General features: G+C 72.1%; 14 protein-coding genes. 7 read left to right on the plus strand and 7 right to left on the minus strand.

Features of this window, described 5'->3' with window-relative positions; translation table 11 throughout:
- Nucleotides 1–315 precede the first annotated feature (315 nt).
- Both ACH4RC_RS19575 and ACH4RC_RS19580 read right to left on the minus strand, forming a co-directional pair.
- Nucleotides 316–1734, minus strand: a complete 1419-nt coding sequence (locus ACH4RC_RS19575) for a glycoside hydrolase family 26 protein (protein ID WP_398202339.1) — start codon at nt 1732–1734, stop codon at nt 316–318.
- A gap of 19 nt (nt 1735–1753) precedes the next feature.
- Nucleotides 1754–2605, minus strand: a complete 852-nt coding sequence (locus ACH4RC_RS19580; RefSeq protein WP_398202342.1) for a hypothetical protein — start codon at nt 2603–2605, stop codon at nt 1754–1756.
- A 269-nt stretch (nt 2606–2874) separates the two neighbouring features.
- On the opposite strand from ACH4RC_RS19580, the gene rplM reads away from it, so the two are divergent.
- The 3 genes from rplM to glmM all read left to right on the plus strand — a co-directional run bounded on the left by rplM (nt 2875) and on the right by glmM (nt 5340).
- Nucleotides 2875–3318, plus strand: a complete 444-nt coding sequence (gene rplM, locus ACH4RC_RS19585; RefSeq protein WP_324767608.1) for a 50S ribosomal protein L13 — start codon at nt 2875–2877, stop codon at nt 3316–3318.
- Between the two features lie 42 nt (nt 3319–3360).
- Nucleotides 3361–3882 carry a 30S ribosomal protein S9 gene (rpsI, locus tag ACH4RC_RS19590; protein WP_356495134.1) on the plus strand — a complete coding sequence of 174 codons (522 nt, stop codon included), beginning with the start codon at nt 3361–3363 and terminating at the stop codon, nt 3880–3882.
- A gap of 99 nt (nt 3883–3981) precedes the next feature.
- A complete protein-coding gene (glmM, locus tag ACH4RC_RS19595) occupies nt 3982–5340 on the plus strand; it encodes a phosphoglucosamine mutase (protein WP_398202346.1) in 1359 nt (452 codons plus the stop codon).
- 69 nt (nt 5341–5409) lie between these two features.
- Here glmM and coaA read toward each other — a convergent pair whose 3' ends face one another.
- The gene (gene coaA / locus ACH4RC_RS19600; protein ID WP_398202349.1) at nt 5410–6420 is read right to left on the minus strand and encodes a type I pantothenate kinase; all 1011 of its coding nucleotides are present in this window, start codon (nt 6418–6420) and stop codon (nt 5410–5412) included.
- 223 nt (nt 6421–6643) lie between these two features.
- Here coaA and ACH4RC_RS19605 point away from each other — a divergent pair, with 223 nt between their 5' ends.
- The 3 genes from ACH4RC_RS19605 (at nt 6644) to ACH4RC_RS19615 (ending at nt 9238) form a co-directional block, all read left to right on the plus strand.
- Entirely contained in the window at nt 6644–6904 is a 261-nt protein-coding gene (locus ACH4RC_RS19605; protein ID WP_398202352.1) for a hypothetical protein, read from the plus strand.
- 16 nt (nt 6905–6920) lie between these two features.
- Nucleotides 6921–8774 (plus strand): glutamine--fructose-6-phosphate transaminase (isomerizing), encoded by a 1854-nt coding sequence (gene glmS / locus ACH4RC_RS19610; protein WP_398202354.1) that lies wholly within the window; start codon nt 6921–6923, stop codon nt 8772–8774.
- 92 nt (nt 8775–8866) lie between these two features.
- Entirely contained in the window at nt 8867–9238 is a 372-nt protein-coding gene (locus ACH4RC_RS19615; RefSeq protein WP_398202356.1) for a holo-ACP synthase, read from the plus strand.
- A gap of 62 nt (nt 9239–9300) precedes the next feature.
- Here the strand turns inward: ACH4RC_RS19615 and ACH4RC_RS19620 are convergent, their stop codons facing one another.
- From ACH4RC_RS19620 to ACH4RC_RS19635, 4 genes are all read right to left on the minus strand, one after another.
- Nucleotides 9301–10047: an SAM-dependent methyltransferase gene (locus ACH4RC_RS19620; RefSeq protein WP_398202359.1), complete on the minus strand. Its 747-nt coding sequence runs from the start codon at nt 10045–10047 to the stop codon at nt 9301–9303.
- Between the two features lie 224 nt (nt 10048–10271).
- On the minus strand, nt 10272–11726 hold the full coding sequence (locus ACH4RC_RS19625) for an NAD(P)H-hydrate dehydratase (RefSeq protein WP_398202361.1): 1455 nt from the start codon (nt 11724–11726) through the stop codon (nt 10272–10274).
- A gap of 1 nt (nt 11727) precedes the next feature.
- The gene (locus tag ACH4RC_RS19630) at nt 11728–12561 is read right to left on the minus strand and encodes an alpha/beta fold hydrolase (protein WP_398202363.1); all 834 of its coding nucleotides are present in this window, start codon (nt 12559–12561) and stop codon (nt 11728–11730) included.
- Nucleotides 12558–13154 (minus strand): TetR/AcrR family transcriptional regulator, encoded by a 597-nt coding sequence (locus ACH4RC_RS19635; protein WP_398202366.1) that lies wholly within the window; start codon nt 13152–13154, stop codon nt 12558–12560. The genes ACH4RC_RS19630 and ACH4RC_RS19635 overlap by 4 nt, the downstream gene beginning before the upstream one ends.
- 135 nt (nt 13155–13289) lie before the next feature.
- Here ACH4RC_RS19635 and alr point away from each other — a divergent pair, with 135 nt between their 5' ends.
- Nucleotides 13290–14459, plus strand: a complete 1170-nt coding sequence (gene alr, locus ACH4RC_RS19640) for an alanine racemase (RefSeq protein ID WP_398202368.1) — start codon at nt 13290–13292, stop codon at nt 14457–14459.
- The last annotated feature ends 21 nt before the right edge of the window (nt 14460–14480 follow it).

Here is a 14480-nt window from a genome sequence, read left to right on the forward strand (position 1 = left end):
CGCTCCCGTCGCCGATGGTCGCCAGGACCACGGTTGACCCCCCAGCGCTCGGCTGCGCGTCGGGGCGCCAGCCGACCTGGCCGTGCCGCGGCGCACACAGCGCCGCGGCACGGTTCGGGTCGAGTCGTTGGCCCCCCAACGCCTTCTTTGGCGAGTCGATCGCTGAGTCCTCAATGGCCCCCCCAGGCACCTGAGCAGCAGATCGAACAGGGGCAAATATTTGCACAGGTAGCTCAACTTTGAAACATCATGTGAGGGACTTGTGCGTAAACGTTGCCTACATCACGTCCGAATCGCGTCCGGAACGTGGCCGGATCACGCCCGGGGTTTGTCCGTGACGTCGGAACTGCCCGGATGCAGTGAGGCCCAGTCGAAGCCGCCCGCCTTCGCGGACCCGCCGGTGAGCACCTTTTGGTCGTTGTAGGTCCGCTGTACGTCGGCCGGGGTGTTCCTGTGCTCGTTCCCGCTGACGTTCTCCCAGGTCAGGCCCTGTCCCCAGACCGTCCACAGCACCCACGGCGTGCGGTCCAGGGTCCGCGGCTGGGCCGCGTTCAGCGGCACGTGGTACGACTCCGAGACGATCCGGGGCTTGCCGTACCGCTCCAGGCCGCGGTACCAGACCTCGGTCCACGGCTCGCCGCGGAACGGGTCGTGCGGCCGGTCGCTGTAGTCGTCGACGCCGACGATGTCGACGTAGTGGCCGCCCGGGTAGTAGCGGCCGGGCTCCTTGCCGTAACCGCCGTCCCAGGAGTTCGGGGCCCATACGAAGATCAGGTTGTGCAGACCGCGGCGGTGCACCAGGTGGTCGTGGGTCAGCCGCCACAGCCGGTGGAAGTGCGCCGGGTCCTGCCCCGCCCACCAGAATCCGCCCCGGGCCGCCGTGTTCATCTCGTGGTACGGACGGAACAGCACCGGAACGCCCCGCTCCGCCAGATAGCCGAGATGGTCCGCGAGGAAGTCCAGGTCGGTCAGGAGCGCGGAGTGTTCGGCCGTGCCCGGCGTCACGACCCGGCCGAACCAGCCGGGATCGTCGGCGGCCGGCGAGTTGGCCCGCCGGGTGCGCGCGAAGCTCTTGACCGGGCTGCCGGGGTAGGGCTGGTGGAAGGAGAAGCCGACGAGACCGGCCGGGCCGCCGCCGTTGTGCGGGAGCGAGACCTGCTTGCCCGTGGCGCAGTCGGTGTGCGTGCCCGTGGGCCGGTACGAGCCGTCGGCCGGGCGGGGCAGCCCGTGCCAGACGCCGACCGCGAGGTCCACCGCGTCGTCGACATACCCCCAGGTGCGGCCGCAGCTCGGCCAGGCCCGGGAGTAGGAGCGCGAGTGGCCCACGCCCCAGCCGGGCGCGTCGTACCCGGGGCCGAGGTCCAGCTCCACGAAGCCCGGGAGCTTGCCGGTGATGTCGCGGACCTTGCGGTAGTAGTAGCCCGGCTGCTTGGTCCCGCGGTAGTCGCCGTACGAGGCGTTGTACCGCTCGTTCTGCAGCTCGACGTGGTGGCCGATGATGGTGCCGGAGCGCGCGCCGCGCCGGGCGTCGTTCTCCAGGCGGGCCAGCATCGCGTAGACCCGGCGGGCGGCGGGCGTCGCCTCGGGGTCGCGTTCGCGCAGGTCGGTGGGGACGGGGCGGGGGCGGCCCGGGGCGCCGTCGACGTGGTCGTCGCCGGACAGGGCGGCCCAGAGGGCGAGCGGGCCGAGGGCGGCGGTACCCGCCCCCGCCGCAAGCAGCAGGCGTCGGCGCATGTGCTCGGACGTCCGGGCGTCAGCCCGCCGTCGCCGCCGCCGAGGCCTGGGCCGCGCCCCGCCGCTTGATCTGCTGGAACGTGTAGGCCTGGAGGTCGTCGCCGAGGGCGTACAGGGCGGTGTCCTGCTTCGTGGCGTTCTTGCCGTTCGTGTGGCCGCCGTTGGTGAAGTACGTGTAGCGGCCCACGGAGTTCACCGTGACGCGGCAGACCGACGTACGGCAGAACGTCGGGACCCCGGAGCCGGGCAGCGAGAGGACCGCGCCGTCGCCGAGGTCGTACTGCTCCTTGGTGCGGGCCGCCGCCGCCTTGGTGCCGAAGACGGCGACACCGATGGTGACCGCCTCGCCACCGCTGGTGTAGGTGGCGCGGATCACCTGTGTGCAGCCGTTCTTCTTCAGGACGCCGACCAGACCCTTCGTGGCGACCGAGGCGCAGTCCGTCGTACGGGCCGTCGCGCCCTTCTTGTACTCGCGGCCGTTGAACGGGAGCGTCGCGCCGGGGAACAGCGCGTCCGCGCTCAGCGGCGCCGTGTCCTTGGCCGCGCTGTCGATGAAGTCGTCCGGGTTCAGCGGCGGCGGCGGAGTCGTCTCCGCGAAGGTCGGACCCGCCGTCTTCCCCTCGCTGGGGATGTCCGCGCTGCTGGAGAGCGCGCCGCCCGGCTTGTTCGCGGCGGTGCTGTCGCCGCCCGCGGAGACGATGGCCCAGGCGACGGCCGAGCCCACCGCGAGCGTGGCGACGACCGCGCCGCCGATCAGCGTCCAGCGCTTCCTGCGCGCGCGTGCCTCCGAGGCCTCCGCCAACGCGGCCCAGTCCGGAGCGCCCCCGCTGTCACCGGAACCCCATGCGGGTCCCCCCTGCCCGAAACTCATGGGGCGCATCCTAGACGCCGCCCGTTACCCTGGGGGGACTAGGTGGCGCGACACCGTTTTGACCCGTCCGGGTCGCCCCGGGTATTCTGCCTAGTCGTTGTGTGTACTGGCTTGCTCATCCTCATGTGAGGGGCCACTGCACAGGTTCCCTGGAGCAGTTACCAGTGGGCGGCATACGGGCGCTGAACCCGGCACTGTCGTCCCCAGCTGCACGATCGCTTCAGTGATGCCAATTTCAGCACCCATCCACTGAAGAAGAAGGCTGCGAAGTGCGTACGTACAGCCCTAAGCCCGGCGATGTGACTCGCCAGTGGCACGTCATCGACGCGCAGGACATCGTCCTGGGACGTCTGGCCACCACTGCCGCGAACCTCCTCCGTGGCAAGCACAAGCCGACCTATGCCCCGCACATGGACATGGGCGACTTCGTCATCATCATCAACGCCGACAAGGTTCACCTGTCCGGCAACAAGAAGACCCAGAAGATGGCGTACCGCCACTCCGGTTACCCGGGCGGTCTGCGCTCCGTGCGCTACGACGACCTCCTGGCGAACAACCCGGAGAAGGCCGTCGAGAAGGCCATCAAGGGCATGATCCCCAAGAACACCCTGGGCCGTCAGATGCTCTCGAAGCTGAAGGTCTACTCGGGCGACCAGCACCCGCACGCTGCCCAGCAGCCGGTGCCGTTCGAGATCACCCAGGTCGCGCAGTAGTTCCGGCCACCCCCTAAGACAGAAAAGAATCTGAGGAGAATCGTGGCCGAGACCACTGCCGAGACGCCGGTCGAAGAGACCGAGATCGTCGACGTCGAGAGCTACACCACCGAGTCGGACGCGCCTGTCGAGGGCGAGTACACCTCGGAGTCCAACCCGGCCCGCTTCGGCGACCCGCAGCCGGCCGCCGGCCTGGGCCGTCGCAAGAACGCCATCGCCCGCGTCCGGATCGTCCCGGGCTCCGGCAAGTGGAAGGTCAACGGGCGCACGCTCGAGGACTACTTCCCGAACAAGGTCCACCAGCAGGAAGTCAACGAGCCCTTCAAGGTGCTCGAGCTCGACGGCCGCTACGACGTCATCGCCCGCATCTCGGGTGGCGGCGTCTCCGGTCAGGCCGGTGCCCTGCGCCTCGGCGTGGCCCGCGCGCTGAACGAGGCGGACGTGGACAACAACCGCCCGGCGCTCAAGAAGGCCGGCTACCTCAAGCGCGACGACCGTGCCGTCGAGCGCAAGAAGGCCGGTCTCAAGAAGGCCCGCAAGGCCCCGCAGTACAGCAAGCGCTAAATCGCTGCCTGCTTGTTTTTCCTGTTCGCCCCGGCGGCACTTCCCGTGCCCGCCGGGGCGTTCGGCTTATGGATAAGTGGAAGTTTCGGAGGACAACAAGTGGGACGACTCTTCGGCACCGACGGCGTGCGCGGCGTGGCCAACGCGGATCTGACGGCCGAGCTGGCGCTCGGTCTCTCCGTCGCCGCGGCGCACGTACTCGGTGAGGCGGGCTCCTTCGAGGGGCACCGCCCGGTGGCCGTCGTCGGCCGCGACCCGCGGGCCTCGGGCGAGTTCCTGGAGGCCGCGGTCGTCGCGGGCCTCGCGAGCGCCGGTGTCGATGTACTGCGCGTCGGTGTACTGCCCACCCCCGCGGTGGCGTATCTCACCGGCGCCCTGGGGGCCGACCTCGGTGTGATGCTCTCCGCGAGCCACAACGCGATGCCGGACAACGGCATCAAGTTCCTCGCGCGCGGCGGCCACAAGCTCGACGACGTCCTGGAGGACCGCATCGAGGAGGTCTACGAGCAGCACCGCACCGGCGCGCCCTGGGACCGGCCGACCGGCTCCGGCGTCGGCCGCGTGAAGTCGTACGACGAAGGGTTCGACCGCTACGTCGAGCACCTCCTCGGCGTCCTGCCGAACCGGCTCGAAGGGCTGAAGATCGTCCTCGACGAGGCGCACGGCGCCGCGTCCCAGGTCTCGCCCGTGGCGTTCGAGCGCGCGGGCGCCGAGGTCGTCACCATCGGTGCCGAGCCCGACGGCCTGAACATCAACGACGGCTGCGGCTCGACCCACCTCGACCTGCTCAAGGCCGCCGTCCTCCAGCACAAGGCCGACTTCGGCATCGCGCACGACGGCGACGCCGACCGCTGCCTCGCCGTGGACCACACCGGCTCCGAGGTCGACGGCGACCAGATCATGGCCGTCCTGGCCCTCTCCATGCGCGAGCACGGCGCCCTGCGCCAGGACACCGTCGTCGCGACCGTCATGTCGAACCTCGGCTTCAAGCTGGCCATGGAGCGCGAGGGCATCACCTTCGTGCAGACCGCCGTCGGCGACCGGTACGTCCTGGAGTCGATGAAGCAGCACTCCTACGCGCTCGGCGGCGAGCAGTCCGGGCACGTCATCGTGCTCGACCACGCCACGACCGGCGACGGCACGCTCACCGGGCTGCTCCTCGCGGCGCGCGTCGCCCAGACGGGCCGCAGCCTCCAGGACCTCGCCTCCGTCATGGAGCGCCTGCCGCAGGTGCTCATCAACGTGCCGGACGTCGACAAGTCCCGGGTCACCACCTCCGACGAGCTGACCACGGCCGTCGCCGACGCCGAGCGCGAGCTGGGCGCCACCGGCCGCGTGCTCCTGCGCTCCTCCGGCACCGAGCCGCTGGTCCGCGTCATGGTCGAGGCCGCCGACATCGAGCAGGCGCGTGCGGTGGCGCAGCGTCTGGCGGATGTCGTGAAGTCGGCGCTGGGCTGAACCCCGTGGACACACGCGTGCGGCCCCGCCCGGAGACCTTCCGGGCGGGGCCGCACGCGTGTTGTTCCCCTACAGCTTGCGCAGCCGCAGCCGCTGCACCTTGTGGTCCGGGCCCTTGCGGATGACGAGGCCCGCGCGGCCGCGCGTCGGCGCCACGTTCTCCAGCAGGTTGACCTGGTTGACCGTCCGCCAGGTCGTGCGCGCGTAGTCGAGCGCCTCCTCCTCGGAGACCTGCGTGTACTTGCGGAAGTACGACGACGGGTCCTGGAAGGCGGTCGCGCGCAGTTTCCGGAACCGGTTGAGGTACCAGCGCTCGATGTCCTCCGCGCGCGCGTCCACGTACACGCTGAAGTCGAAGTAGTCGGCGAGCGCGACGCGGGTGCGGCCGTCCTTGCCGGGCAGGGCGGGCTGAAGGACGTTGATGCCCTCGACGATGAGGATGTCGGGGCGGCGGACCGTGAGCTTCTGATCAGGCACGATGTCGTAGATCAGGTGCGAGTAGACGGGGGCCGTCACCTCGTCCTTGCCCGCCTTGATGTCGGCGACGAACCGGGTCAGGGCGCGCCGGTCGTAGGACTCGGGGAAGCCCTTGCGCGCCATGAGGCCGCGGGCCTTGAGCTCCTTGGTGGGCAGCAGGAAGCCGTCGGTGGTGACGCGCTGCACGCGCGGGTGCTCGGGCCAGCGGGAGAGCAGCGCCTGGAGGAGGCGGGCGACGGTCGACTTGCCGACCGCGACCGAGCCCGCGACGCCTATGACGAAGGGCGTGCCCGACTGGGACGCCTTCACGCCGGTGTCGCCGAGGAAGGTGTTCACGGCGGAGCGCAGGCCGTCGGTGGCGCCGACGTAGAGGTTGAGGAGGCGGGAGAGCGGCAGGTAGATGTCGCGGACCTCGTCGAGGTCGATCACGTCACCGAGACCGCGGACCCGCTCCACCTCGTCGGCGGTCAGCGGTAGTGGCGTCTTGTCACGCAGGGCGCTCCACTCGGTACGGGTGAGGTCGACGTAGGGAGTCGCCTCCGGCCTGGGCCGGTGGGCGCTCCGGGAGGTCGCGTGCAGGGGCTCGGAGACCGGAGAGATCACAGTCCATTGTTACGGCTGTGTGGCGGGGATGGGAGGTGGGGTGTGTCACCCGGAGACCGCCCGGCGACCGCCCGGCGACCGCCCGGGCCCCGCCCCAGGCCCTTCACGGCCGCGGTCGGATCGTCACACCTGTCTCACAGGTATGGACCGCGGGTGGAGGTGGCCGATACGTTTCCGTGACCCGTGGGGCAGAGCCGCCTCCGTGGGTCCGGAGGTGAAGCAGATGTCCGTACTGCGCGTACCCGGCTTCGTACGACGGCTGGCCGGCGCCGAGCGTCCGCCGCCTGCCGACGACGACGAGGACTGGGCCGGCCATGTCCGCAGCGAGCTGGCGGGCGACCTGCCCGACGAGGACATCGGCGAGGACCTCGACGACTGCCTCGACCTGTACGAGATGGGTTCCAAACCGCGCTGCGAGGAGGCCGAGTACCTGGGGCTCGTGAGGGACGCGCGGGACCGGCTCCTGTGGGGGCGGGAGGGCTGACCCTAGGCTTCCGCCCATGTGCGGAATCGTGGGATACGTAGGTTCACAGTCGGCCCTCGACGTCGTCCTCGCAGGGCTGCGGCGGCTCGAGTACCGGGGCTACGACTCGGCCGGCGCGGCGGTGCTCGCCGACGGGTCGATCGCCGCCGCGAAGAAGTCCGGCAAGCTCGCCAACCTGGAGAAGGAGCTGGTCGACCGGCCGCTGCCGAGCGGCGCCGCCGGGATCGGGCACACCCGCTGGGCCACCCACGGCGGCCCCACCGACACCAACGCGCACCCGCACCTCGACAACGCGGGCCGGGTCGCCGTCGTCCACAACGGCATCATCGAGAACTTCGCCGAGCTGCGCGCGGAGCTGGCCGAACGCGGGCACGAGCTGGCCTCCGACACGGACACCGAGGTGGTGGCACACCTGCTCGCCGAGGAGTTCTCGGCCTGCGGCGACCTCGCCGAGTCGATGCGCCTGGTCTGCCGCCGTCTGGACGGCGCGTTCACGCTGGTCGCCGCGCACGCGGACGTCCCGGACACGATCGTGGGGGCGCGCCGGAACTCGCCGCTCGTGGTCGGCGTCGGAGAGGGCGAGGCGTGCCTCGCCTCGGACGTCGCCGCCTTCATCGAGCACACCCGCTCCGCGATCGAGCTCGGCCAGGACCAGGTCGTCCTGGTGCGCCGGGACGCGGTGACGGTCACCGACTTCGAGGGGCGGCCCGCCGACGACGACGTACGCCACTACCACGTCGACTGGGACGTCTCCGCCGCCGAGAAGGGCGGCTACGACTACTTCATGCTGAAGGAGATCGCCGAGCAGCCGAAGGCGGTCGCGGACACGCTGCTCGGGCGGATCGGCGCGAACGGGCAGCTCACCCTCGACGAGCTGCGCATCCCCACGCAGGTCCTCAAGATGGTCGACAAGGTCGTCATCGTGGCGTGCGGTACGGCGTTCCACGCCGGGCTCATCGCCAAGTACGCCATCGAGCACTGGACCCGCATCCCCTGCGAGGTCGAGCTGGCCAGCGAGTTCCGCTACCGCGACCCGATCCTCGACGCCCGCTCCCTCGTCGTCGCGATCTCGCAGTCCGGCGAGACCATGGACACGCTGATGGCGCTGCGGCACGCGCGCGAGCAGGGCGCCACCGTCCTCGCGATCTGCAACACCAACGGGTCGACGATCCCGCGCGAGTCGGACGCGGTGCTCTACACGCACGCGGGCCCGGAGGTCGCGGTCGCCTCGACGAAGGCGTTCCTGACGCAGCTCGTCGCGTGCTATCTCGTCGCCCTGTACCTCGGGCAGGTGCGCGGCACCAAGTGGGCCGACGAGATCCTCCCCGTCGTACGGGACCTCTCGCGCATCGGCGAGGAGGTCGAACGGGTCCTGGAGACGATGGAGCCGGTACGCGAACTGGCGCGGTCCCTGGCGGGGCAGGACACCGTGCTCTTCCTGGGGCGGCACGTGGGGTATCCGGTGGCCCTGGAGGGCGCGCTGAAGCTCAAGGAACTGGCGTACATGCACGCCGAGGGGTTCGCCGCGGGGGAGCTGAAGCACGGGCCGATCGCGCTCATCGAGGACGGTGTGCCCGTCGTGGTCGTCGTCCCTTCGCCGCGCGGGCGGTCCGTCCTCCACGACAAGATGGTCTCCAACATCCAGGAGATCCGGGCGCGTGGTGCCCTGACCATCGTGATCGCCGAGGAGGGCGACGAGACGGTCGTCCCCTACGCGGATCACCTGGTCCGCGTTCCGGCCACGCCGACGCTGCTCCAGCCGCTCGTCGCCACCGTGCCGTTGCAGGTGTTCGCCTGCGAGCTGGCGACGGCGCGCGGGAACGAGGTGGACCAGCCGCGGAACCTGGCGAAGTCGGTGACGGTGGAGTGACCCGGGCCCTCCACCCGGTCCAGTAACAGGGTGAAGGCGCCTGCCGGTGCGAACTGGCCGCCGTGTGGCCCGCCGACCGTAAGGTGCTCGGCATGAGCATCATCGGGGTCGGTATCGACGTGGCCGAGATCGAGCGGTTCGCGGCGTCGCTGGAGCGTACGCCGGGCCTTGCCGGGCGGCTGTTTCTGCGGGACGAGCTGCTGCTGCCCGGCGGCGAGCGACGCGGGATCGCCTCCCTCGCCGCCCGGTTCGCGGCGAAGGAGGCGATCGCCAAGGCGCTGGGCGCCCCGGCCGGGCTGCGGTGGACCGACGCGGAGGTCTACGTCGAGGAGAGCGGGCAGCCGCGGATGCGGGTGACGGGGACGGTGGCGGCGCGCGCCGCCGAGCTGGGGGTGACGGGGTTCCACGTGTCGCTGAGCCATGACGCGGGGGTGGCGTCGGCGGTGGTGGTGGCGGAGGGGTAGCCCGCCGGGTGCGGGGCCGGACGAGATCCGGCCCCGCACGGGACGAGAGCGGCGGGGAGGTGTCAGCGCTTCATGAGGGCGAAGACTCCCCAGCCGAGGTACTCGCGCGTGGTGCGCACGTAACGGGCGGGCTCGGTGGTGAGCTCCTCCCGCACCTCGGCGGCCATGTCGTCGTCGGGGTTACGGTCCAGCCAGCGCCGCATGGTCAGCCACTGGGCCGCGACGTACCGGTCCCAGCTGTCCTGGTCCGACAGCGTCATCTCGACGACGTCGTAGCCGAGCCCCTGGAACCGCCCGACAAGGTCCGGGAGTTCGAGGAAGTCGGCGATGGCCGTGGCGTGGGAGGCCCTGGCGGTCTCCTCGTCGGGAGGGGTCAGCCGCCAGTACGGTTCGCCGATCAGCAGCAGGCCGCCGGGGCGCAGGCTGCGCTCCAGCAGCTCGATCGTGCCGGCGAAGCCGTCGCCGATCCAGGTGGCGCCGATGCAGGCGGCCACGTCGGCCGGCTGCTTCGCGACGTAGCCCGCCGCGTCCCCGTGGATGAACTCGACCCGGTCCGTGACGCCGAGTTCGGCGGCGCGGGCGCGGGCCTGCTCGGTGAAGACCGTGCTGATGTCCACCCCGGTGCCGGTGAACCCGAGGTCGCGCGCCCAGGTGCACAGCATCTCGCCCGAGCCACTGGCCAGGTCGAGCACGCGCGCCCCGGGGGCGAGGCGGAGGGATTCGCCGAGGGCGGCGAGCTTGGCCGTGCTCAGCGGATTGTGGATGCGGTGAGCGCTCTCGCGGATGGTGAAGATGCGAGGAAGATCCATGTCAGGTGGAGACCCTTCGAAGGGGCCTCGCCGGCCGACCGGGCGGAGGTCGCGCAGGTCAGGACGAGGTCCGGGAGGTGTGGACGGTCCGGGCACCGCGAAACACAGCGGTGGTCTCCACGACAGTCATCAACACACCTCCTCGATCTCCGTACGAAGTCTCCGCGCCGAACCGGTCGTCGCCGCTCCAGCCTCCACCACGGCCGCGCGTCCGGCAACCGGTTTTAGACCCCGGTCACGTTCCGCCACACCACCCGTACCGCCGCCGCCACGTCCTGCGCGGACACCGGCGCCCCCTGTGCCGCCTCGCGCGCCGCCAGGCCGTGCAGATACGCGCCGACCGACGCCGCGTCCGCCGGGCGGAGCCCCGCCGCCAGGAGGGAGCCGGTCAGGCCCGACAGGACGTCGCCGCTGCCGGCGGTGGCCAGCCACGGGGTGCCGGTGGGGTTCACCCGGACCGGGGCGGGGCTCGCGGGCCCGTCCGGCGACGCGATCAGAGTCGTCGACCCCTTCAGGAGCACCGTCGCCCCGTACCGCTCCGCCAACTCCCGTACGGAGGCGAGCCGTTCGGCCTCTACGCGCTTGCGGTCGCAGCCGAGGAGCGCCGCCGCCTCCCCGGCGTGCGGGGTCAGGACGGTCGGTGCCGTACGGGCCCGTACCGTCTCCGCGTCCGCGAGCCGGAGGCCGTCCGCGTCGATGAGGACCGGGACGTCCGACGCCAGGACATCCGCCATGCCCGCCTTGTCGTCGCCAAGGCCGGGGCCGATCACCCACGCCTGGACGCGGCCCGCCTTCGACGGGGGACCGGCCGAGACCAGGGTCTCCGGGAAGCGGGCGATCACCGCGTCGGCGGCCGGGCCCACATAGCGGACCGCTCCCGCGCCGCCGTGCAGCGCCCCGGCCGTGGCCAGGACCGCCGCGCCCGGGTAGCGCTCCGAGCCCGCGACGACGCCGACCACGCCGCGCTGGTACTTGTCGCTCTCGCCGGTGGGGCGGGGCAGCAGCGCCGCCACGTCGTCGTGCTGGAGCGCGTCGAGCGCCGCGGAGGATGCCGCGAGCTCCAGGCCGATGTCCACCAGGCGGAGCGCCCCCGCGTACTCGTGCGCCGGGTCGACGAGCAGTCCCGGCTTGTACGCGCCGAACGTGACCGTCGCGTCGGCCCGCACCGCGTCGCCCCGTACCTCGCCCGTGTCCGCGTCCACTCCGCTGGGCAGGTCCACGGCGACGACCAGGCACCGCGCATCCGCGGCCAGAGAGGCGAGCCGGGCCGCGCGCGGGCGCAGGCCGCCCTTGCCGCCGATGCCCACGACGCCGTCGAGGACGAGGTCGGCGCGGGCCACGCTCTCCTCGGCGGCCCCGGCCTCGGCGTCGTGCACCGTGCCGCCCGCCGCGCGCAGCGCCGCGAGTCCGCCCGCGTGCGCCCGCTCGGGTGAGAGGAGCAGCGCCGTGACGCCCGCGCCGCGCCTGGCGAGGCGGGCGCCCGCGTACAGGGCGTCGCCGCCGTTGTCCCCGGAGCCGATGAGCAGGGTGACCCGTTTCCCGTACACCTTGCCGAGCAGGTCGGCGCAGGCCGCGGCGAGGCCCGCCGCGGCCCGCTGCATCAGTGCTCCGTCGGGCAGGCGCGCCATCAGCGCGCGTTCGGCGGCCCGGACGGTCTCCACGTCGTAAGCAGTGCGCATGTCATCGAGTCTCCCCCAGGAAGTGGGACCGAAGCAGCTCGGCCGCCCCGGCGGGGTGCGTGGACCAGCCGTTGTGCGCGCCGGGGAAGGCAGAGAGGGGAAGGCCCAGACGCTCGGCCATCAGCGCCGCCGGGCGGTACGGCAGGTGGCCCCGCGTGGCCGTGCCCGCCGCCAGGACCAGGCGGTCGGCGACGGTTTCCAGCGCGGCGAGGTCAGGGACGTACGCCGCGAAGCTGCGGTGCTCGTACCGGAGCGCGAGCGGCGCGTTCGCCCGGAGCCGTTCCCGCAGGGCGAGGGTGCGTTTGCTCGGCGGTTCCTCGGGCGGCGGCGGTGGCAGCATCACCGGGCCCACGCCCCGCATGAAGCGGGCGCCCGCCGCCTCCGTCCCCTCGGCGACGAACGTCTCGTACACCTCCTGGAAGAAGGCCAGCTGCTCGGCCGCGTCCGGCAGCACGCTCCACGACGGCGGCTCGTGCGCCAGCGCCCGGCGCAGCCGGTCCGGGTGGCGGGCGAGGAGGTCGAGGGTGACGATCGCGCCGCTGGAGGAGCCCGCGACGTAGGCGGGTGCGCCGGGCGTGATCGCGTCGAGGAGGCGCAGGGCGTCGTCCGCGTGGACGTCGACCCGCTGCTCGCCGTGCGGGCCGTCGAGGGTGGAGCGGGAGTAGCCGCGCGGGTCGTGCGTGATCACGGTGAACGTGTCGGCGAGGGCGGCGGCGAGCGGGTCCAGAACCGCTGCGTCGCCGCCCGCGCCGGGCAGGAGCAGGAGGGGTGGGCCTTCGCCTCGTACTTCGTGGTGGAGTGTCGCTCCGGGGACGCGGAGTCGGGGCGTGGTCATCGGGTTACCGGCCCCGTAGGTGTCCCCGAAGGCCAGTTGCTGAGTGCCACGTGCAGTGCCTCCACCGCGCTCGCCCAGCTCGCCCCCGCCTCCCGCTGATGCCGGAAGCCGCCTGCCAGTTCGAGGCTGACGAAGCCGTGGAACGTGCTGCGCAGCAGGCGGCCCGCGTCGGTCAGGTCCGGTTCCGCCAGGTCGTAGCCCTGGAGCAGCGCGTAGGTGCAGGTGAGGTTGCGGCGCAGGCCCGGGTGGGCGTCGACGACGTCCGGGTCGAGTTCCTGTTGCTGGGTCGCCGCGTACCGGCCGGGGTGGGCCAGGGCGAAGTCGCGGTAGGCGTCGGCGAAGGCGGTGAGCGCGTCGCGGCGCGACCGGCCCGCGAGCGCGTCCGCGATCCGGTCGGCGAGGTCGAGACCGGACAGGATCGCGACCTGGTCGCGCAGGTCGGAGAGGTTTCTGACGTGCGCGTACAGGCTCGCGTCCTTGACGCCGAAGCCGCGCGCGAGCGCCGCGACGGTGATGTGTTCGAAACCGACGGAGTCCGCGAGGTCGGCGGCGGCCGCCACCACCCGCTCCCTGGTCAGACCTGCCCTTGCCATCACTGCCGTGCCACCCCTCGGCCCCTCGGTTGCCTAATGCCCCTAGGTTCAAGCTTACGAGCCCTAGGTTTACCCGGGTCCGCCGGACCGGTCAACGGAGTTCGCCGCAATCCGCTCTGAGAGACTGGGCGCACGATGAACGAGAACGTGACTGCCCCGCTCCGCGCCCGCGCCGAGATCGATCTCGGCGCCCTCAAGGCCAATGTGCGGTCCCTGCGCGCCCATGCGCCGGGGGCCGCGTTCATGGCCGTCGTGAAGGCGGACGCGTACGGGCACGGCATGATCCCGGTGGCCCGCGCCGCCAAGGAGGCGGGCGCCGAGTGGATCGGGGCGGCCACCGCCGAGGAGGCCCTGGAGCTGCGCGCCGCGGGGCTGACCGGGCGCATCCTGTGCTGGCTCTGGGTGCCCGGCGGGCCCTGGCGCGCGGGCGTCGAGGCCGATCTGGACATGTCGGTGAGCGGCCTGTGGGCCCTGCGCGAAGTCATTGAGGCGGCGCGGGCCGCGGGCCGCACCGCCCGTATCCAGCTCAAGGCCGACACGGGCCTCGGCCGCAACGGCTGCCTGCCCGCCGACTGGCCCGAGCTGGTGCGCGAGGCGCTGTCCGCGCAGGCGGCGGGGCTCGTCACGGTCACCGGACTCTGGTCGCACTTCGCCTGCGCCGACGAACCGGGGCACCCCTCCATCGCGGCCCAGCTGACCTGCTTCCGCGAGATGGTCGCCTACGCGGAGGGACAGGGCGTCACCCCCGAGGTGCGGCACATCGCGAACTCGCCGGGCACGCTCACCCTCCCCGAGACCCACTTCGACCTCGTCCGCCCCGGTATCGCCATGTACGGGATCTCGCCCAGCCCCGAGCTGGGCACGCCCGCCGACTTCGGGCTCCGCCCCGTCATGACGCTGAAGGCGAGTCTCGCGCTCGTGAAGCAGGCGCCGGGTGGACTCGGCATCAGTTACGGGCATCACTACGTCACACCGGGCGCCACGACCCTCGGCCTGGTGCCGCTCGGGTACGCGGACGGCGTCCCGCGCCACGCCTCCGGCACCGGGCCCGTCCAGATCGGCGGCAAGCGGCGCACGGTAGCGGGACGGATCGCGATGGACCAGTTCGTCGTCGACCTCGGCGGCGACGAGCCCGCCGCGGGCGACGAGGCGGTCCTGTTCGGTCCCGGCGACGCGGGCGAGCCGACCGCCGAGGACTGGGCCGTCGCCGCGGGCACCATCGCGTACGAGATCGTGACCCGGATCGGTTCACGGGTACCTCGCGTCTATGGGGACACGGACACGGGGAAGAAGAGCACGGTCTGAGATCCGGACCGGCTGTCCCCA

The organism is Streptomyces sp. NPDC016845 (assembly GCF_044332585.1).
Lineage (GTDB): Bacteria > Actinomycetota > Actinomycetes > Streptomycetales > Streptomycetaceae > Streptomyces.

Coding starts and splice junctions, on each gene's coding strand:
- ACH4RC_RS19635 (WP_398202366.1), bottom strand. CDS start 13,154: ATGGCAAGGGCAGGTCTGACCAGGGAGCGGGTGGTGGCGGCCGCCGCC.
- ACH4RC_RS19625 (WP_398202361.1), bottom strand. CDS start 11,726: ATGCGCACTGCTTACGACGTGGAGACCGTCCGGGCCGCCGAACGCGCG.
- ACH4RC_RS19605 (WP_398202352.1), top strand. CDS start 6,644: ATGTCCGTACTGCGCGTACCCGGCTTCGTACGACGGCTGGCCGGCGCC.
- alr (WP_398202368.1), top strand. CDS start 13,290: ATGAACGAGAACGTGACTGCCCCGCTCCGCGCCCGCGCCGAGATCGAT.
- ACH4RC_RS19620 (WP_398202359.1), bottom strand. CDS start 10,047: ATGGATCTTCCTCGCATCTTCACCATCCGCGAGAGCGCTCACCGCATC.
- ACH4RC_RS19615 (WP_398202356.1), top strand. CDS start 8,867: ATGAGCATCATCGGGGTCGGTATCGACGTGGCCGAGATCGAGCGGTTC.
- glmS (WP_398202354.1), top strand. CDS start 6,921: ATGTGCGGAATCGTGGGATACGTAGGTTCACAGTCGGCCCTCGACGTC.
- ACH4RC_RS19580 (WP_398202342.1), bottom strand. CDS start 2,605: ATGAGTTTCGGGCAGGGGGGACCCGCATGGGGTTCCGGTGACAGCGGG.
- ACH4RC_RS19630 (WP_398202363.1), bottom strand. CDS start 12,561: ATGACCACGCCCCGACTCCGCGTCCCCGGAGCGACACTCCACCACGAA.
- ACH4RC_RS19575 (WP_398202339.1), bottom strand. CDS start 1,734: ATGCGCCGACGCCTGCTGCTTGCGGCGGGGGCGGGTACCGCCGCCCTC.